Source organism: Paenisporosarcina sp. FSL H8-0542, assembly GCF_038632915.1.
GTDB lineage: Bacteria > Bacillota > Bacilli > Bacillales_A > Planococcaceae > Paenisporosarcina.
The window spans coordinates 1978021-1998945 of the sequence record NZ_CP152050.1; the positions used below are offsets into that span (position 1 = coordinate 1978021).

Consider the following 20925-nt stretch of genomic DNA (forward strand, 5'->3'; position numbering starts at 1 on the left):
GCAAACAGTATCAGTGGTGTCGATCGTGAAGCTCTAGTTGTTAATCAAACTATAAAAGAAAGAAAGTAGTTTTTTTGTCATAATTTGTCGCTAAAATTCATCGTTTTCAGAATTGATATTTAGTACCTATCTGGAGTTGGGTATAATGATACATTACATGATTTAATACGAGTTCAATAAAATTCTATAACCTCATGCTAGGATTGAGTTTTGATGTATAGATATTATTTCCCAATCACTACTCTATGTATAAAAAACCTATAAAATAAGTAATATAGACTAATTGCTTGCATAATTGGGAAATTTGTATGTTCTTATGAGTTTTCCTCATACAAGACTTTTGTGCTATTTAATCCCCTTTGAATTTCCATTTTACAGTTAAATAAATGGCTAAATTTTCAAGTTTATCCTACTGCTTTAACAAATTTTTGAATTTCTTAATTAAGGTAAACTACTCCTCCTTCAAAACTATATTTTTATAAAAGTTTCATTTGCACCTATGCCTAAAGAACCAAATTAACAATAATTGGAAATTTATTTATTTTAAAAATTATGCTAGTGTACTCGCTCTAAAACAAAAAAAGAAATATAAAAAGTCACCTTGCCAAACTCTCATCTCTTATTAATGAGTAACGATATTAGTAGAAAGTCGGGATTGGTTGCAACTGATTATCCCACTTTATCTCTATAATTCCCTTATCAAAGCCAACAAAAAAAGAAGCTCATTTTGCCTGAGCTTCTTTCTTTTGTTGACCTCTATATATGCAATCCATAATTTCTGCTTCATATACATCTATGTTCGGCATCCCGAGATCTTTTGCTTTTTGTAATACCGCTTGCTTATCATATGGTACCCGTACAAGTTGAACACTGATACTGTTTCCAACATACTCGATAATTCCGTATGAAGCTTCAGGAATCTCCAAAGGGTTTCCTACACTACCTACGTTGACCAAGATTCCTTTTCCGTCGATTGGTTTAATACACGCGTAATGAATATCCCCGTAAATATAATAATCCGGCGTTCGTTCTCCGCATATATTCATCGTGACTTCACTGTTTTCAAACAATGTTTCTTGCTTCTCCAACGGTTGAAACGGCGAAATTCGTTCGTGTACGGATCGAGGTGAAGCATGGACACATCGAATGAACTTTTCCCCGAGCATAATTTCATAACTGAACGGTAATTGTTTTAAAAAGTTTTTATTATCTTCACTCAAATTGCTTTGCTACCACTGTATGGATTGGCTATCTGATTCTTTCAAAATAAATTCATCCCAATTCCCGCGAATGACCACATCACAATGTTCTTTAACAAATTCAATTACTTCTGCTGGTTCTGGACCTTTACCGACAAGGTCGCCAATGCAGACAATTTCATCAATATTGCGGAGTTGAATATCCTCAAAAACCGCTTCCAGCGCAGGCATATTTCCGTGAATATCTGAAATAATTGCAATTCTCTTCATGTGCGTCCCCCAATAGCAATCCTCCGATATTATGAATTCAATTTATATAAACGAGAATACTTTTCCTCCAAATACTCAGCAAGATATGTTGCGTTCAACCCTTCACCTGTAGCTTCTGTTAGAATTTCCAAGGGCTTTTTCATACTGCCGTGACGGTGTACTTTATCTGTCAGCCAGTTTTTTACTGGTTCCAAATCACCATTAGCACATAATTCATCGAAGTTAGGCAAATCTTTCAACATCGCTGCTTTTAATTGAGATGCATACATATAGCCGAGTGCGTAAGATGGGAAATAACCGAAGGCCCCTCCGGCCCAGTGCACATCCTGCAAAATTCCTTCTCCATCATTGGAAGGTTTAACCCCCAAATACTCTTCATATTTATCGTTCCAGATTTGAGGCAGATCTTCTACTTTCATGTCTCCATTGAAGAGACCTTTTTCAATTTCATAACGAATCATGATATGCAATGGATATGTTAACTCATCCGCTTCAATTCGAATAAGCGAAGATTTTGATTCATTGATTGCTGCCAGGAAATCTTCAACTGCAATATGACCAAACTGTTCCGGAGCATAGGACTGAAGTGTTTCATAATTATGCTCCCAGAACTTTTCATTACGCCCGACAAAATTCTCGTAAAACAAGGATTGGGATTCATGAATACCCATAGATGTGCCACTTGCTAATGGGAGACCTTCGAGATCCTCTGAGAAATTTTGTTCATATAGTGCATGGCCACATTCATGAATCGTTCCAAATACCGCTGAACGGAAATCATTCTCATCATATTTTGTGGTAATGCGGACATCTCCACGATTCAAACCAGTAGCAAAAGGATGGACCGTTTCATCCAAGCGTCCCGCTTCGAAATCATAACCTAGCTGCTTTAAAACATCCAAGCTGAATTGTTTTTGTTTATCTTTTGGGAACGTCTTGAATAAGAAATCAGTTTTTGGTTGATTTTGAGAATCTGCGATCTTTTTCGCCAATGGCACGATTCGGTTTCTTAATTCGCCAAATACTTCATCCAATATTTCAGTTGTCATTCCTGGTTCATATTCATCAAGGAGCGTATTGTAAGGATTGTTATCCTTTACACCCCAATAAGTAACGAATCTTTTTGTCGTTTCTACGATTTCTTTTAAATACGGATAGAACATCTTAAAGTCCGATTTGTCTTTTGCTTCTTCCCATGCGGATTCAGATTTCGAAGTCAAAATTACAAATGCTTTGTATTCATCAGCAGGAATTTTTTTGTTCATATCATATTCTTTTTTTACTTTTTTGTACGTTTGTTTTGTAATTGGATCCAGTGATTCTAAATTATTTTCAAGTTCTTCAAGCATGCCCGCCAGTTCATCAGATGTTTGCATTGCAAATAATTCTGATGACATTGTCCCTATCACTTCGGAACGTTGATTGACTCCTTTTTTCGGAGCACCAGTACGTAAATCCCAATACATCAGACCAATTACTTCCGTGTAGGCCTGCATTTTTTTAACATAGTCTATAAATCTCTCTGTCGTTTCCATATATATCCCCCTTAACAATTCAAACACCTCTCTCATTTTACCATAATGACTGAAAAGTTCTTCAATTCTATACAAAAAAACAAGACCATTTATCAGGGATAAGTGGTCTTGTTTTTTAAAGTATTATTTGAGTCACGGAAATTTTTTATCAGCCATTGCAATTCTAATTGGGATATAGGTTTTACTTGACATACACTTTACCAGCGGCTGTTCGACGAGATTCATTTCCATAAGCATCTCTCAACGCCACTTCGATCACAGCACCGTTGATCCTGTCTTTTGGTGCCTTCCAGGTACCAACATAGTGACCTTTTCCTTGTTCTGTTAATGGTATTTCAACAGAAGCGGCGGTTGCGGATGCAAAGGCTGAAGGTACGCTTAACGAGAAGAAACCACTAATTCCTGGCTCACTATCTAGTTCGACGGTCAACGTCGTACCCCTTTTTATCACCACATCTTGAGCTGGTTTTAAGTTTTCGATCGCAGGTGGAATAAACTTGGCGTAAACAGTGACTTCATTGCTAGTTTCGTTTCCAGCACGGTCCTTTGCAGTGACAGTAAATTTATTTTCTCCATTATTAAGCAGTATATCTAGGGAGTAGGAGCCATCTTCTGTGACATTCACTTTTTGACCATTTATAGTGACTTCTGATAGATATGGATCGGTCGCTTTTCCTTCGATCGTAACTGCTTGTTTATTTGTCTTTAAGCCATCAGCAGGTTTGGTGGTTAGTTCTGGTTTTGCTTGGTCAAGGGTAATCTTCACTGGCTCGGACGGATCCGTACTGCCTCGATCAGTAGAAGATGAAGCTGTCAGCACGTTCTCACCATCTTGAAGGGTAACATCTACAGAGAAGGTGCCATCCTTTTTAGCTGTTGTGATAGCTACTTCTTCGCCTTTATTGAAAAGATGAACTTGAGTAGTTGGTGAAGCTTTCCCTTCTACTGTGAAGGTAGATTGATTGGTGTGGGCTGCATCTTTAGGCGTTGTGATCACTGGAGCCGACGCATCATATTTTACCCGTGCCCGAATCATTACGTTTTCGTAACGGTCTGGGGAGAAAACTCCGTCAACCAGTTGCCAGCTGCGACTAGCGGTTGGACTGCTTTTATCAACACCGAGTCCTGGTGTATTCGGGTAGGAGCCTACTTGGATATAGACCATATAGAAGGTGTCGGTTACCACGACTCCTTCGCTTTCCAGATCGACAACCGTCCATTCTCCATTACGCAGAGCAGTCGCATCAAATGGACCCGCAATTTTTTTACCAGGAGTATTATTCGGTCCATTATCATAGATGGCAACCTTAAAGGCTGTTCTACCTGGATCCGGCCAACTTTCATCCCAGAAGCGGAAGAGACCAGCGGTGACTAAGGCGCTTTTTTTACCTTCAGGTAAAAACATTTTTACAGCCCAACCATCTCCAGCAGTAAACGAAGCATTATGATTTTCTGCTGTCCCATCATCATAGCCGATCTCATCAGGATAGCCGACAAATGGTTGTAACGGAACGTTTTGTTCGATATTTCCGTTTGCTGGTATGGTGATCGTGATATCTTGACTATGATAGAAAGGCGCGGTTACATGCAAGGAATAGGTTCCTTCATAGGCAGTGATGGAAAAGTGTCCGTTTTCATCTGTTTGTACAGGTTGAATGAGCGCGTCTTCGAGCAGAGAGAGCGTTGCGTTAGCTAGCGGCTGACCTGTTTGCTTATTTGTGACAGTTCCGCTAACCGTTCCTTTCGGGATCGGGTTTATAGTAAAGTTGGCTTCTACTGTACCATTTTTAGGAATCGTCACTCGTTGATCTGCAGATTCATATCCATATGTTTCAGCACGTAAGGTGAACTCACCAGAAGGATGAGAATTAATAACATAGCTACCATCAATTGGGTTGGTGGTAACAGAACGTCCTGATTCGAGCACACTTACTGTAGCTCCAAGTGGCAGGGACATGGGTTGGACTGCTGTCGGCGTGATTGTCGCGGCGGGTGCCATCACGTTTTGTATTTTGGTTGGTTGGATGGTATCCGGGTTGACTGCTTTTTTATTGGTTTGTGGCTCATTTTCCAGTTGTTTAGCTAACAGTTTTTGTTGTTGTACATCTTCTAGTTCTATATTGGCTGTGGCATGTGGTGTATTGCTTAAGGCGACATCATCGATATACCAACCTGCGCTCCCATAAGCAGCGTCTGTAGTGACGTTAAAGGCGATAAAGATTTGTTGACCAGCATATGCGGATAGATCGATCTGGCGCTCCGTCCATGTGTCAGATTTACCAGTGAAGCGGGACAGCTGTTGCCAATTTTGTTTGTCTGTCGACACAAGCACATGACCATAGTCGGCGAAGCCGTCCGCTGTGGCGTTGTCAAGTCGATACCAGTCTTTAAACTGTAGATAGGCGTTACCTTCAGGCAAGTCGATTGGAGGCATCATCAAGTTCATATTGGCATAGTTGGCATAGTTGCCATTTAATTTGGTTCCGTATACTTTTTCACCAGAAGCGGCCATTCCTGGTCCACCGGTAGGTACTCCCCACTCCCAGCTGTTGTTGGTACCGTAGGAGATCCAACCACTTGGTTGAGATTCAAAATCTTGATTGTACCCGGTGCTGATTCCAGATTTGACTGGTACTGCGTAATTGTCAGAAGTAACCACATGTTGCGCATAGTCCGTGATGCGCCAATGATAGGTAAGGGTTGGGACCTGTACGGCATCAGCCGGAATCACGGCTTGGTAAGTTCCGCTCTTATAGTCACCTGCTGTACGAGTTGCAGCTACAGTTTGCCATTCGGCAGATTCGCTTGCACGATATTTTAGCTCAACACTTCTTACATTGACATTATCTTGTACTTGAATAGTAAGAGGTAATGTCATATTCGCATATAATTCAGTTGGAGCGGTATGCTGATAAGTTGGATTCTCTGTATCTTGACCTTCACGAACCACTTGTCCCTGAACTCGGCCTATTCCGTTGACAATGGCGGAGACAGCGTTATAGGCGTTTACTAGACCATGACCATAACCATTGTTTGGTGAAGTTGGATAGGTGGAGTCAGTTAATGGTATTGCCGAATTCATTAAAATTGCTTCCATTTCATCAACGGTAAGAGAGGCATTCGCCTGCTTCATCAAAGCAACGACTCCAGCAACGGCTGGTGCAGCCATCGAAGTTCCTTGCATGCCTCGATATAGACTACCTGGTACGGAAGATCGGATGGCCACACCTGGAGCGGAAATGTCTGGCTTCCCTTCTCCATATGGCGAAGGACCGCGTGAGGAGAAACCAGCAATCCGATTCTCACTATCAGTTGCGCCAACAGCGAACGATTCCGGATAGTTGGCTGGGATAGAGATGCTTCCAGCATTCGGACCGACATTTCCAGCAGAGAAATTAGGGAAAATATCGGCTGCACGCCAGTTTTGCACCATTAGGCGGTACCATTCATTTATTCCATTTCCACCGCCCCAGGAGTTGTTCACTACGTCAGGTGCTTTTTCTGGATGTGGGTTGCCTTCTGCATCTTTTGGAGCTAGAATCCATTCTCCAGCTTTCAGTAGATCTTCGGCGGTTCCACCGGCCGAGGTAAAGGCTTTCACCGCGATCCATTTTGCACCTGGAGCGACACCGATTTGGTTCGTGCCATTAGGCTCAGAACCCACCATCGTACCCACGGTGTGAGTTCCGTGACCAAGATCATCAAAAGGTGCAGATTTTCCCGTAATAGCGTCATACCAGTTGTAAGTGTTATCAGGTTGATTTGGATTGGCTGGGTTGTAACCCCGATACTTTTCTTTTAAAGCAGGGTGATTCCACTGGACTCCTGTATCGATACTAGCGACTACAGTTCCCGCACCATCAATGCCCATATTCCAGACATGTGGTACGTCGATTTTTGCAATATTCCATTCGATTGAAGTGGTGTCTGCTTGGGTATCAGCTGTTGGTTGGATGGGTGTTTTACTGCTTTCATTTGAGATCAGCTGTACCGTTTCGTTGGGCTGGATTTTTTCGACTTCAGGGAAGGCAGCAAGCTTCTCCATCACTTCTTTGGTTCCTGTCACCGCCATGCCATTGACGATATAGAAGGATTGAAACTCTTTGACATTTCCCTTCTTTTTTTCTTGATCCAGATAGGTTTTGATCGAGTATTGAGTTTCGCTAGCTTTAGTGCGAAGGGAAGAAACGACAGCAGAGCGTTTCATCAATTCGGTTTTGGCAGCCGTTTGTTTTTGAGCTTTAGCCTTTTTAGCTGTTTCGGTGGCAACTTCTTTTGTATCCACTTGATCTTTTAATTTTACTAAAAAGGTAACCGTATCATTCTCACTAAACTGATCATTCAGTTTTTTATCTACCTTTGCTTTCACGTTTTCAGATGCTACATCCGAACTTTCAAGAAGAGAAATACTTTCTTCGGAGTTGGAATTAGCAAAGGTGAGTTGAGTTAGAAAGGTTGAGAGCAACAATAATGCACATAAAATAAAACTAAATGCAATGCGGTAATGTCTGTTCCTTTTTATCAATTTGATTTCCCCCCTAAAATTTGCTTACATTAAGACTTCATTTTAGAATCATCTTTCACCTTTCACCTAAAAGGTAAGTGAAAGATGATTCTATCAATCTATGATTTACTGAGGTTTTACGTTGACATACACTTTACCAGCGGCTGTTTGACGAGATTCGTTTCCATGATCATCTCTCATCACCACTTCGATCACAGCACCGTTGATTTTTTCTTTTGGTGCCTTCCAGATACCAACATAGTGACCATTTCCTTGCTCTGTTAATGGTATTTCAACAGAAGTGGCGGCTGTCGTTGCGGTTGCAAAGGTTGAAGGTAATCGGACCAAGAAGAAGCCATTAATTCCTTGCTCACTATCTAGTTCGACGGTCAACGTTTTACCCGTTTTTATCACCACATTTTGAGCTGGTTTTAAGTTTTCGATCGCAGGTAGATTAAACTTGGCGTAAACAGTGACTTCCTTGCTAGTTTCGTTTCCAGCACGATCCTTTGCAGTGACAGTAAATTTATTTTCTCCATTATTGAGTAGTACGCGTAGGGAGTAGGAGCCATCTTCTGTGACATTCGCATTTTGACCATTTATAGTGACTTCTGCTAGATATGGATCGGTCGCTTTTCCTTCGACCGTAACCGCTTTCTGATTCGTTTTGAAACCTTCAGCAGGTTTGGTGGTTAGTTCTGGTTTTGCTTGGTCAAGGATGATCTTCACTGGCTCGGACGGATCTGTACTACCTCGATCAGTAGAAGAGGTAGCTGTCAGCTCGTTTTCACCATCTTGAAGGGTAACATCTACAGAGAAGGTACCATCCTTTCTAGCTGTTGTGGCAGCAACTTCTTCGCCTTTATTGAAAAGATGAACTTGAGTAGTTGGTGAAGCTTTCCCTTCTACTGTGAAAGTAGATTGATTGGTGTGGGCTGCATCTTTAGGCGTTGTGATCACTGGAGCCGACGCTTCATATTTTACCCGTGCCCGAATCATAAAGTTTCCAGTCGTTCTACCCCATGGCCCTTCCACCTTTTGCCAGCTACGACCCGCGCTTGGACTGCTTTGATCAATAGCAAGACCTGGTGTATTCGGGGCGACGCCTACTTGGATATAGACCATATAGAAGTCGTCGTTTACTAGAACTGGGTTTACCAGATCGACAACCGTCCATTCTCCATTACGCAGAGCAGTCGCATCTAATGGACCCGCCAATTTTCTACCAGGAGCACCATTCGGTCCACTGGTATCATAGATGGCAACCTTAAAGGCTGTTCCACCTGGATCCGGCCAACTTTCATCCCAAAAGCGGAAGAGACCAGCGGTGACGAAGGCGCTATTTTTGCCTTTAGGTAGAGACATTTTTACAGCCGCAACGTTGTTTTCTGCATTAGGAGCACCGAAAGCGCGAGCGTTTTCCGCTGTCCCATCATCATAGCCGATCTCATCAGGATAGCCGATAAATGGTTGTAACGGAACATTTTGTTCGATATTTCCACTTTCTAGGATAGTGATCGTTAAATCTTGGCTATGATAGATAGGCCCAGATACATGTAAGGTATAGGTTCCTTCATAGGCAGTGATGGAAAAGTGTCCGTTTTCATCTGTTTGTACAGGTTGAATGAGCGCGTCTTCGAGCAGAGAGAGTGTTGCGTTAGCTAGTGGCTCACCTGTTTGCTTGTTTGTGACAGTTCCGCTAACCGTTCCTTTTGGGATCGGGTTTAAGGTAAAGTTGGCTTCTACTGTACCATTTTTAGGAATCGTCACTCGTTGATCTGCAGATTCATATCCATATGTTTCAGCACGTAAGGTGAACTCACCAGCAGGATGAGTCATACCATAGCTACCATCCGCTGGGTTGGTGGCAACAGAACGTCCTGATTCGAGCACGCTCACTGTAGCTCCAAGTGGCAGGGACATGGGTTGGACTACTGTCGGCGTGATCGTGGCGGTAGGTGCCATCACGTTTTGTATTTTGGTTGGTTGGATGGTATCCGGGTTGACTGCTTTTTTATTGGTTTGTAGCTCATTTTCCAGTTGTCTAGCTAACATTTTTTGTTGTTGTACATCTTCTAGTTCTACATTGGCTGTGGTAAGTGGTGTATTACTTAAGGCGACATCATCGATATACCAACCTGCTCTCTCGCCAATCTCGTCTGTGGTGACGTTAAAGGCGACATAGATTTGTTGACCAGCATATGCGGATAGATCGATTTGGCGCTCCGTCCATGTCATAGAGTTACCAGTGAACCTCGACAGCTGTTGCCAGTTTTGTTTATCTGTCGACACAAGCACATAACCATAATCGTAGCCGCTTTCAATTTGATACCAGTCTTTAAACTGCAGATAGGCGTTACCTTCAGGCAGGACGATTGGAGGCATCATCAAGCTCATATTGGCAAAATTGTTATAGTTACCATCTAAATTGGTTCCGTACACTTTTTCACCAGAAGCGGCCTTTTCCGGTCCAGAGTCAAAGGCAGGCACTCCCCACTCCCAAGTGTTTTTGGTACCGTAGGAGATCCAACCAATTGGTTGAGATTCAAAATCTTGATGGTAACCGGTGTTGATTCCAGATTTGACTGGTACTGCGTAATTGTCAGAAGTAACCACGTGTTCCCCATGGTCCGTGATGCGCCAATGATAGGTAAGGGTTGGGACCTGTACGGCATCAGCCGGAATCACGGCCTGGTACGTTCCGCTCTTATAGTCACCTGCGGTAAGAGTTGCCGCCGCTGTTTGCCATTCGGCAGTTTCGCTTGCACGATATTGTAGCTCTACACTTCTTACACTGACAGTGTCTTGTACTTGAACAGTAAGAGGTAATGTCATATTCGAATATGTTTCAGATGGAGCGGTATGCTGATAAGTTGGATCCTCAGTATCTTGACCTTCACGAACCACTTGTCCCTGAACTCGGCCAAGTCCGCTGACAATGGAGGAGACAGCGTTATAGGCGTTTACTAGACCATAACCATAACCATTGTTTGGTGAATCTGGATAGGTGGAATCAGTTAATGGCATTGCCGTATCATGTAAAATTTGTTCAATTTCATCAACAGTAATAGATGGATTCGCCTGCTTCATCAAGGCAACGACTCCAGCAACGTGTGATGCACCCGCCGAAGTCCCATTCAATGCTTGATAGCCGCTACCTGACCAGGCAGAGCGGACGCCCACACCTGGAGCGGAAATGTCTGGCTTCATTTCTCCATATGGCGAAGGACCGCGTGGGGAGAAATAAGCACGCTGATTATTACTATCCGTTACGCCAACAGCGAACGATTCCGGATAGTTGGCCGGGTTCCAGATGTTTCCCTCAGTCAAACCTGCTCCATTTCCAGCAACGAACACAGGGAAAATCTCAGCTGCACGCCAGTTTTGCACCATTGGACGGTACCATTCATCGTTTTCTGCTAGTCGTTTACCCCAGGCGTTGTTCACTAAGTCAGGTGCTTTTTCTGGATGTGGGTTGCCTTCTGCATCTTTTGGAGCTAGAATCCATTCTCCAGCTTCCAGTAGATCGACTTGGGTTCCGGTTCCACCTCGACTGTTAAAGGCTTTCACGGCGATCCATTTTGCACCTGGAGCAACCCCAATTTGATTTGAACCATTAGGTCCAGAACCTACCATGATTCCTGTGACGTGGGTACCTTGTTCAGCGTCATCATATGGAGCCGACTTCCCATTAACAGCATCAAACCAGTTGAAGGTATTGTCAGGTTGATCTGGATTAGCTGGGTTGTAACCTCGATACTTTTCTTTTAACGTAGGGTGATTCCACTGGACTCCTGTATCGATACTAGCGACTACAGTTCCCGTACCATCAAAGCCCATATTCCAGGCTTGTGGTGCGTCGATTTTTGCTATATTCCATTCGATTGAAGTGGTGCCTGCTTGGATATCAGCTGTTGGTTGGATATCAGCTGTTGGTTGGTTGGATGTTTCACTGCCTTCATTTGAGGTCAGCTGTACCGTTTCATTGGGTGTTATTTTTTCGACTTCTGGGAAGGTAGCAAGCTTCTCCATCACTTCTTTGGTTCCAGTTACCGCCATGCCATTGACGATATAGAAGGATTGAAACTCTTTGACATTTCCCTTCTTTTTTTCTTGATCCAGATAGGTTTTGATAGAGTATTGAGTTTCGCTAGCTTTAGCGCGAAGGGAAGAAACGACAGCAGAGCGTTTCATCAATTCGGTTTTGGCAGCCGTTTGTTTTTGAGCTTTAGCTTTTTTAGCTGTTTCAGTGGCAACTTCTTTTGTATCCACTTGATCTTTAAATTTCAATAAAAATGTAACCGTTTCATTCTCACTAAACTGATCATTCAGTTTTTTATCTACCTTTGCTTTCATGTTTTTAGATGCTACATCAGAACTTTCAAGCATTGAAATACTTGCTTTGGAGTTGGAATTAGCAAATGTGAGTTGAGGTAGAAAGATAGAGAGCAACAATAATGCACATAAAATAAAACTAAATGCGACGCGGTCATGTCTGTTCCTTTTCATCAATTCGACTCCTCTCTGAAATCGCTTACATTAAGACTTGCGTTACAAGGATATTTTTTATTGTTGTAGATGACCACCGACTTTCTATGGATAGATTTGATTCTTGACCTTAGCTTTCTTTTCCCCCCCTTGCATGATAATGAATACAATTCGAAGTGTACATCCGCCTAAAAAAATAGTAAATTGGGGGATTTCACTTGAAACCATTAATATATTTTTTGAAAATTCAATAATAAAAAATGTTATTTAAGTCCTTATTTCAAAAGAATTTTCAGTTATTTTGTAGAAAAATGTTGTTAATATTGTCTGAAATTTTAGTTTTTTAATGAACTTAGTTTTAAAATTTGGGGGAATATAGAAATTTCTCGTAATTTTTTAGAAATACATTTAACAATAATAGATTAAAACAGGAAAAAAGTTCTATTTGTTGATATTCCAGATAAATAAAAAAACCTTGATAACATATTGTTTACCAAGGCTCTGTATATAGTGGTTCACCCACATGTTAATTAGAAAAATCAAAGTAATTTCGCATTAATAATTTTGGCAATCTCATTAAATCTTCAAATGAAATCTATTTCCCAATTTTCTTCGTATCAATTAGGAATAATTGGTCTGCAACCTGCCGTTAGTTTAAGTGAAGACCTTCACAATCTCAATGACATATTCAAACTCGAATAATCTAATTAAACACCCCTTTAGATAACCATATCCAAAGGGATATAACGGTACATCTTTTTTATAAACGGTATGACTTTATTTCAAAGCTACACCAAGGGGAGAAACTGGATCAACACATAAAGGATTTTAGTACGAAACAATATTTGAAAGGAAATCGTTCTACTCCCCTTCAATGCTAACTTCCAAAAAATTTAATAAAAAAAACTGAAGACAAACTCAAAAATGCGAGGTTGTCTTCAGTCTGAGCCTATTTATCAGGATGGACTTTACTTTATACCCATGATATTTCTACTGGGAGTATATGTGTAAAATCTGTACTCAATTGCTTTTCATCATCATTCAGTAACAAGTGGATGGATCCATGATCGGCAGATGTCCGTATCAAACGGCCAATTCCTTGTTGAAGGCGCAACAACATAAACGGCAATTCGACTTCTGCAAAAGGATCATTAGAAAATTTTCGTTTCGCATCGAACAAAGGATCATGCGGAGGGAAAGGTAAATCAAATATAATCACACGGGTTAAAGCTTCTTCAGGTAAATCAAGCCCTTCCCATAAATGGTATGAACATAATGTAGCGATATGCCCTGCTTGGAAATCACGCACAATGGATGATAATTCACGTTCTCCTTCAAAAACCATACCCATTCTTTCTTCAACTGAAAGGGAATTTTCAAAATTCACCATATCACTCTTCGACTTGAACAATAACAAAGTGGGCTCATTAGATTGTAAGAGTAGTTCTCGTGCTTTCTTTGCTTTCGTTTCACTATCGACAGAATGACCAAATATCTGCATTACTTGGTCGTAATCAAATGGAGATGGAACACTAAACGAATGGTACTGATCGATACCCAAAGCATCTGAAATATAGGTGAAGTCTTTATTAACCGATAAAGTGGCTGAAGAGAAAACAACAGGCAATTTATTTGTGAATAATTTTTCATTTAAAATATCCGTTACGAGACGTGGCATGATGACTAATGTCTCAATACCATCTTTTTCTTCCAACCAATCGACCGCGTCTCCATTTTGAACAAATAATTGGAGTGAAAATACATATTGTTCCAAGTATTCTTCTACCATACGAAGATCATATTCATCAATCGTATAAAGCTCTGATTCAAATACAAATTCTTCTAAAATTTGTTCTACTAATTTCACAAGCTGTTGGCCTAGCTGAAGAACGCGGTCTGTTTTATCTATATGGAGACGTTCTCCTTCTTCACCATGTGCATGAGTCAGCAATTCTTTGAAGAAATCATCATGTAAGTCCTGCAATCTTTCTAGCAATTGCAATGTCTTTTCACGTACGCCATCTTGTGCGACACGGTCAATCAATGACACAAGCGTTTGGCTCTGTACTTCATAAGTCAATGCACGTTGAGCAGCGAATTCCAATAAATGACCTTCATCCAGTACAATCATCGAAACGTCAGGAAGTAAAGGCATTTGTCCTTCACGTACACGCGATTCTTTTGTCCAAATGTGCTCCATTAAGAAATCATGCGAACAAATGATCAAATCTCCAGCTTCACGGTAATTTTGTCGATGAATAGTTTGACCGCAACGGTTGCGGATATCACAAACGGCACATTGCTGAATCGGATGATAATTTACTTTTTGCCAATCCTCGTCACTGACATCCGGAAAAGCACTGCGCTCTCCGTATGGATAAACCGATTGGAGCGACTGATGACCGTACACAAAATCAGGAATTCCATCTTCAATTTGTTCCAGGAACTCTTCATCATTCGTTTTTTGTTCGTGCTCAAGTCTCTTTAAACATAAATATTGGTCACGTGATTTCGCCAGACGGACATCAATGTTCCATCCTAGTGAATCTTGTAATTTTTGAATATCTCCTTCTTTTTTAACGAGCTGATCAATTAACGTCTCATCAGCACACGAAATCAAAGCAGGTTTTCCTGTGTATCGCGCATAGGAAATTGCCGGAAGTAAATAAGCAATCGTCTTCCCTGTTCCTACGCCAGCTTCGGCAAACAAAACATTTTTATTTTTCAGAGATTTTTCAATCTGATAGGCCATATAAATCTGCTCATCACGACATTCGAATCCTTTTTCAGGCAGTTCATCATAAAGAACATCTCCCATCCAATCACCTAGTGATTCAAAAAAAGAGCGGTCTTTCGTTAGTGCAAATGGTAATGTTTGTTTCATAGTGATCCCCTTTCAAACGATAAGAAAACGGATAGGTTGACCTATCCGTTTTGGGTGCTATTCACGAGGTGATTTTTTACCCCAATATTGATAATAGTTTGTTTCGATAAATCCATTAAATAATTTGCGTTTCTTAGTCGCTTTACGCCCGTATAACGTTTCGAAGTCTGCCATTGATGACAACATATAAACAGACCATGTAGGGTAACTATCCATTATACGCCCCATATCATGAATCATGTCTTCGATCGTTTCTTTTTCTCCGATACGCTCACCATAAGGTGGATTTCCAATCATAACACCGTCCAAAGACGAAGTTGTGAAATCTCTTAATTGACGCTGTTTAAAATGAATTAAATCGGCAAAGCCAGCTTCAATTGCATTGTTTTTTGCAACATCAATCATTCGCGCATCTATATCAGAACCTGTGATATCTAATGGCTGATCATAGTTCGCTAACTCTTCAGCTTCCAGGCGAACATCTTCCCATATTTTTTTTGACATCCATGGCCAGTCTTCACTAATAAAGCTACGGTTATACCCTGGAGCTAAGTTTTGACCAATCATCGCTGCCTCAATAGGAATTGTCCCAGACCCACAGAATGGATCAACAAACGGACGATTAGGATTCCATTTTGAAATATAGACCAGTGCTGCAGCCAATGTTTCTTTTAATGGAGCTTCCCCTTGATCTAAGCGATACCCTCGTTTATGTAAGCCGACACCACTTGTATCAATGCTTAATTTTACTTGGTCTTTAAGTATACTAACTTCAATCTTAAATGTTGCACCGGACTCATCCAAAAAACCAATTCGTTTATGAGCCAATTTTAAACGTTCCACAATGGCCTTCTTAACAATTGCCTGACAATCGGGCACACTGAATAATTTTGATTTAACAGATTTCCCTTGAACAGGAAAAGCTGCATCTACCGGTAAATATTTTTCCCAAGGAATCGCTTTTGTTTGTTCAAATAATTGATCAAACGTGGTGGCTCTAAAGTCACCAGCTATTATTTTGACACGGTCCGCTACTCGTAGCCACATGTTTGCACGGGCAATGGCATGCTCGTCCCCTTCAAAATATATTTTTCCGTTTTCAGTCTGGGTTTCATACCCCAATTTTTTTACTTCATCTGCCACAATGGATTCTAACCCCATTGCTGATGTTGCTACTAATCGATGAGTCGTCATCATCTCATCCTTTCTTTTAACGATCATTGTTTCATTTATTTGCTTATTTATTAATAAAAGCTCTCCGAATTAGTGGAGAGCTTGTGTAGTCAAGTATACCCATTAGAAAACCCAATAAGCCATGTTTTGTTATCACGTACTCAAACGGCTGATGCCTCGTACAAGTGAGTAGTAATCATCTATCTACAGACATTGTCTGTCCCTCAATTCGTTCAATTCCTGCATGAGAGTGCCCCTACCATAATTTGGGTTTCTCGCTCGTGGGGTTTACCTCGTTCCACCTGAAACGTTTCCGAATCAGCTCCGTCACTGTGGCACTTTCAGAGAACATAGACCATATCCGAAGACTTAGGTGTTGTTCCCGCCGTCAGCTGTAACACTGCCTTAGCTTATTTTTTGGCTAAGCACGAACACTACGGTCATCTCAGAACCGTGCGAGCATGGACTTTCCTCTACAACGTCAAGCGTTGCAGCGATTACCTGGATTATCTAAATGGTTTCTTCATTATACTTGATATTCATGTAATAAACAATCCATCCTTGGAATGTTGAATTATTCGTACAACTTACTGCCGAATACATGTTTTTCTAGATTTGAAAGTCTCTTTAAAATATCAAAGTTAGTTGTTCCTGTTGAAGGTGCAGCAACTTGACGTCTTGGAGCTTCATCCAATTCGTCTCTCAATCGTCTATTTTCAGCTTTTAGTGTTTCAATTGTTTGCATAAAAGTATTGTAATCTTGAATGACTTCATCCAAGAACTGATCTACTTCATCTTGGTGATAGCCGCGTAATCCAGTTTTAAATTCTTTTTCCAAAATGACTTCTGGCGTCAATTTCATATCCATAATACATCGTCCTTCCATTGTTCATGCATGGATTTATTATAGCATAAAGAACGTTTTGTCGTTCGTTTCCTCACTCATTTTCTGTCGAAACCTGCGCTTGCCCGGGAAATAGTTTGTTTCCTGATTATTCGTTCCAAACGCTTTTTACATGCATGTGTTCTTCTCCCTTTTTGTTGTTCTTTTAAAATCGGAGTTTTTTGTATGAGGATCAATGCTTCTTCAACATGAAGTTTGGCAAGATCAAAATCTTTTTTCACGTGTTCCGCTATTTTCGCCAGCTCTTCATACGTTTTTATCTTCCAACCATCTTGTACGTATCCGAGTGCCTTTTCAAATACTTCGTAAGCAAGGTCGTATTGCTTCGTGCGTTTATATTCGTAGCCTAAATAATAAAACGCCATAGCAGCTTCATCAGTACTATATTGGGTTGTAATTTGCTCAAAAACACTTTGCCCTTTTTCAAAGTCTTTCAGATCCGAAAACCATTTTCCAATGTTCGTTGATGAGATACTAGAATCCATGTATTGCTCTTGCAAAATCAATTTTGTCGTGTGAATAAACAATGTAAGTAATGAGAGTATGTCCCATTCGTTGTGGTGTAGAACTTTTAATAAGGTCGCCGGATTCCCACTTTTTACAGCATCCATATAAATAATAGGAGCTAAATGTCCTGGAATATCCCCAACTCGTTTAAATCCAAGTTTATCTTCTTCAATTTTTGTTAGTTTGAATTGATCTAGTTCATTTCGCCATACTCTTCTAGACCCATGGAGTAAATCGATATGGGTAGGATCTGACAGTTTAGGTAGATGCTCTCGGTTCATTGTCCATCGTGTTTGCAATTGGGGCCAATCAAAACTTTTGCCATTATACGTTATGACGGTCTGGCCAGCTTTCCACAAGCCTGATTCGTACAACATTGCCGCTTCATGGCTCGGATCCGCTAAAACATGTTGCGTCATCTCAAAATGATCTTTATTCCAAATTAACTGCCCGATTAAGAATATGTAGGTACCTGTTCCTTTTAGACCTGTTGTTTCCGTATCAAAAAAAACAACATGCTGTCCATCTGTTGATATGGGGTGAACACCTTGAAAAGAATTCCACAATGCGAAAGCATCGAAAACTTCTTTTAATTGAAAATCACCGTGACAATATGTCCGGTCATAAACTATCTTTTTTTCAAAAACGATACCAAAATCATTTTCGATGATTTTCAGACCTGCCCGTTCCCACTCTTCCGTATACTTCGGTTTTTCTGGTATGACGAAAGGAGCCAGCGATTGAGATTTCGCTGGCTTTTTCTTAATCAGTTTCTTCATTTGTAAGAGATTTTTTTCAAATGACATACGGATCACCAGTTGATTCTAATTGTAAATAAGCTAGAAGTTTCAACACTTCATCTTTCATTCCAACGCTTGCTTCCTGGGGTCCAATGCATGCGGGACACCCTTGATCACACGGGCACGCCTCGACATGCTGTTCGACGTGTCCAAGTAATTCGGGCCAAACATCAAATACGCGTTCACTGATGCCAATCCCTCCTGGGTAGCTATCATAAACGAAAAATGTAGGGAGTTCAGCATGAATCGATTTCACTTGTGGTACAACATGAATATCACGACGATCACAATGGACGAACAACGGGATGAACGATGCGATGGAAGTCGCTGCACCTGTCATGGCATCTGTGAGCATTGCATCCGTCCAGCCAGAGGGTCGATTGAAACTTAACCAACTCGATGAAGTATGCAATTCTTCCGGAGGAAGCTGGATAGGACCTGACCCGATATTGTCATGTGTATCAAACCGAATTTTTTTGAATATGGTCGCCATCGCTAAAATCGATACATCCCCATAAAACACAGAGCCGTGTTTAAACGTTTTTTCTTTGTCTTCACTCATCACTTTTAATTCAACTGCAAGATTTGCATCTGTAAAGTAGTCTACATCCACTTCTCTTACAAAGGCTTTCTTTTCTTCCCAGTCCAGCTTTTCCACTTGGAACTGAATGCCCTGATGCAGATAAATCGCTTCTTCATGCAATAATGTCATAGCACTGTAACGATCCATTTCTCCAATAACTTTAGTTGCAGCAGGGATGGTTTGGTCAATAATTACGACATTTTCCTGAGAGGCAGAACGTAAACTGATTTCATGTGCAGGAAAGCGATCACTCATCCAATGCCATTTGTCAGAGGTTCGAACCAATATTCCTTCTTCTTCCAAATAGGCAAGTAACTCTTGTATTTCAAATTCCCCGTACTGTTCAGTCGTTTTGAAAGGCAATTCAAAAGAAGCACACTTTAAATGATCCATCAATATAACTAAATTGTCTGGATGAATGCGGGCTTCTTCTGGAGATTGACCGAGTAAGAATGAAGGGTGATTCACAATATATTGATCAAGTGCAGTTGATTGCGCAACATATATTATCAAGGCCTCATCCTGTCTACGTCCTGCACGGCCCGCCTGTTGCCAAGCACTTGCAATATTCCCAGGGTAACCGGTCATGATGCAGGCTTGGAGCTGACCAATATCCACACCCAGTTCCAATGCGTTTGTACTGACTACAGTCTGAATTGTTCCATCCCGCAAACCTTTTTCAATTTGTCGCCGTTCAGAAGGTAAATACCCTCCTCGGTAGCCACGAATGGATTCATCATTTATTTTTTTCTTGGATAATTCTTTTAAGTACGTGACAAGCATCTCAACACGTACCCTGCTTTTCGCAAATACGATGGTTTGAATCCCTTCCTTGTATAGGCGTTTAGCTAGATCTCGAACTTCGAGAATAGCGCTACGTCTGACACCAAAGGTTGGGTGAACGATTGGCGGATTATAAAAAATGAAATTTTTCTTACCCGACGGTGCACCGTTTTCATCGATCAGTGTATGAGTTTCGTTAGTTAATGATTCGGCCAGTTCTTTCGGGTTTGCAATTGTTGCCGAAGTACAAATAAAAACCGGATTACTTCCATAATATTGACAGATGCGTTTTAATCGACGCAAAACATGTGCCACGTGACTTCCAAACACGCCTTTGTATGTATGCAGCTCATCGACCACTATATACTTCAAATTTTCGAACAAGGAAACCCATTTCGTATGATGAGGTAATATACCCGAATGGAGCATATCAGGATTGGTCAAAACAATATGACCAGCCTTTCTTACTTTCGTACGAATTGCCGGTGAAGTGTCGCCATCATAGGTGTAACTCAAAATATCTTGATTCATTTGTTCAATCAATAAATTCAAGTCGGATTTTTGGTCTTGAGCGAGCGCTTTCGTGGGAAATAAATAAAGTGCCCTTGAAGAACTGTCTTCGACGATTGATTGAAGGACAGGCAAATGATAGCAAAGGGATTTCCCCGAAGCAGTGGGGGTGATGGCTGTAAAGGATTGACCCATACGCGCTATATCATATGCAATTCTCTGATGGCTATAGAGTTGTGTAATGCCCCGTTCGTTCAGTGCCTGCTGGATGGACGGATGTAAATCTTCGGGGAAATCAGACAAGAATGCCTCTTTTTTCTCAATCGTATGCCAATGAACAATTCGTTCTCGCATGACCGGGTCTTGCTTCCATTCACTTAATATGTCATTAATTGATTGTTTCCTGATCAAGCTTTTCACCTTCTTGCTCTATGGCATGTATAAAAGTTTGCAACGTGTAACAAGTTGACTGTATAGACTGCGCAAACCTCTTTTTTCCAGTCTCTTTATAAAATGATTGAACAACATATTGATTGAAAGCTTCAATTGCCGCATCTATTTGTTGGATTCGCATATACTTCGGACGGTGATGGTTAATCCAAGAGTTGGCATTTGCTCTCCATTCAATTAGGAAAGCATGCCAATAATCGGCATGGGGCTTCACTTGTGAAAAAAAATCAGGAGATGCCTCCCTATCACGCATCTCTTGATGACGTATTAGACAGTTTTGACTTTCTTCCAAAATTAATTTAGTATGTTCGTTTAACTTCATGTTCTCAGCCCCT

At 41.0% G+C, this 20925-nt stretch carries 9 protein-coding genes, 1 other RNA gene and 1 pseudogene; all 11 read right to left on the bottom strand.

Going from position 1 to position 20925, the window contains the following annotated elements; genetic code table 11:
* Positions 1-722: 722 nt before the first annotated feature.
* The 11 genes and pseudogenes from MHH33_RS10285 to MHH33_RS10335 all read right to left on the bottom strand — a co-directional run bounded on the left by MHH33_RS10285 (position 723) and on the right by MHH33_RS10335 (position 20912).
* A pseudogene (locus MHH33_RS10285) lies at positions 723-1469 on the bottom strand (metallophosphoesterase family protein).
* 29 nt (positions 1470-1498) lie between these two features.
* Entirely contained in the window at positions 1499-3004 is a 1506-nt protein-coding gene (locus MHH33_RS10290; RefSeq protein WP_342541688.1) for a carboxypeptidase M32, read from the bottom strand.
* A 181-nt stretch (positions 3005-3185) separates the two neighbouring features.
* On the bottom strand, positions 3186-7529 hold the full coding sequence (locus MHH33_RS10295) for a S8 family serine peptidase (RefSeq protein WP_342541690.1): 4344 nt from the start codon (positions 7527-7529) through the stop codon (positions 3186-3188).
* A 105-nt stretch (positions 7530-7634) separates the two neighbouring features.
* The gene (locus MHH33_RS10300) at positions 7635-12017 is read right to left on the bottom strand and encodes a S8 family serine peptidase (RefSeq protein WP_342541692.1); all 4383 of its coding nucleotides are present in this window, start codon (positions 12015-12017) and stop codon (positions 7635-7637) included.
* 952 nt (positions 12018-12969) lie between these two features.
* On the bottom strand, positions 12970-14880 hold the full coding sequence (locus MHH33_RS10305; protein WP_342541693.1) for an ATP-dependent DNA helicase: 1911 nt from the start codon (positions 14878-14880) through the stop codon (positions 12970-12972).
* Between the two features lie 57 nt (positions 14881-14937).
* A complete protein-coding gene (locus MHH33_RS10310; protein ID WP_342543761.1) occupies positions 14938-16074 on the bottom strand; it encodes a class I SAM-dependent RNA methyltransferase in 1137 nt (378 codons plus the stop codon).
* Positions 16075-16184: 110 nt separating this feature from the next.
* Positions 16185-16562: RNase P RNA component class B (rnpB, locus tag MHH33_RS10315), an RNA gene on the bottom strand.
* A gap of 65 nt (positions 16563-16627) precedes the next feature.
* Entirely contained in the window at positions 16628-16921 is a 294-nt protein-coding gene (gpsB, locus tag MHH33_RS10320; RefSeq protein ID WP_016427374.1) for a cell division regulator GpsB, read from the bottom strand.
* 74 nt (positions 16922-16995) lie between these two features.
* Positions 16996-18270 carry a ribonuclease H-like domain-containing protein gene (locus MHH33_RS10325; protein WP_342541694.1) on the bottom strand — a complete coding sequence of 425 codons (1275 nt, stop codon included), beginning with the start codon at positions 18268-18270 and terminating at the stop codon, positions 16996-16998.
* Positions 18260-20551, bottom strand: a complete 2292-nt coding sequence (locus tag MHH33_RS10330; protein ID WP_342541695.1) for a DEAD/DEAH box helicase — start codon at positions 20549-20551, stop codon at positions 18260-18262. The genes MHH33_RS10325 and MHH33_RS10330 overlap by 11 nt, the downstream gene beginning before the upstream one ends.
* Entirely contained in the window at positions 20529-20912 is a 384-nt protein-coding gene (locus MHH33_RS10335; protein ID WP_036659368.1) for a DUF1798 family protein, read from the bottom strand. The genes MHH33_RS10330 and MHH33_RS10335 overlap by 23 nt, the downstream gene beginning before the upstream one ends.
* Between the last annotated feature and the right edge of the window lie 13 nt (positions 20913-20925).

Excerpts from the sequence above, each read along its gene's own strand:
- MHH33_RS10290 (WP_342541688.1), bottom strand. The coding sequence starts at position 3,004 with ATGGAAACGACAGAGAGATTTATAGACTATGTTAAAAAAATGCAGGCC.
- MHH33_RS10300 (WP_342541692.1), bottom strand. The coding sequence starts at position 12,017 with ATGAAAAGGAACAGACATGACCGCGTCGCATTTAGTTTTATTTTATGT.
- MHH33_RS10305 (WP_342541693.1), bottom strand. The coding sequence starts at position 14,880 with ATGAAACAAACATTACCATTTGCACTAACGAAAGACCGCTCTTTTTTT.
- MHH33_RS10310 (WP_342543761.1), bottom strand. The coding sequence starts at position 16,074 with ATGACGACTCATCGATTAGTAGCAACATCAGCAATGGGGTTAGAATCC.
- gpsB (WP_016427374.1), bottom strand. The coding sequence starts at position 16,921 with ATGGATATGAAATTGACGCCAGAAGTCATTTTGGAAAAAGAATTTAAA.
- MHH33_RS10325 (WP_342541694.1), bottom strand. The coding sequence starts at position 18,270 with ATGTCATTTGAAAAAAATCTCTTACAAATGAAGAAACTGATTAAGAAA.
- MHH33_RS10335 (WP_036659368.1), bottom strand. The coding sequence starts at position 20,912 with ATGAAGTTAAACGAACATACTAAATTAATTTTGGAAGAAAGTCAAAAC.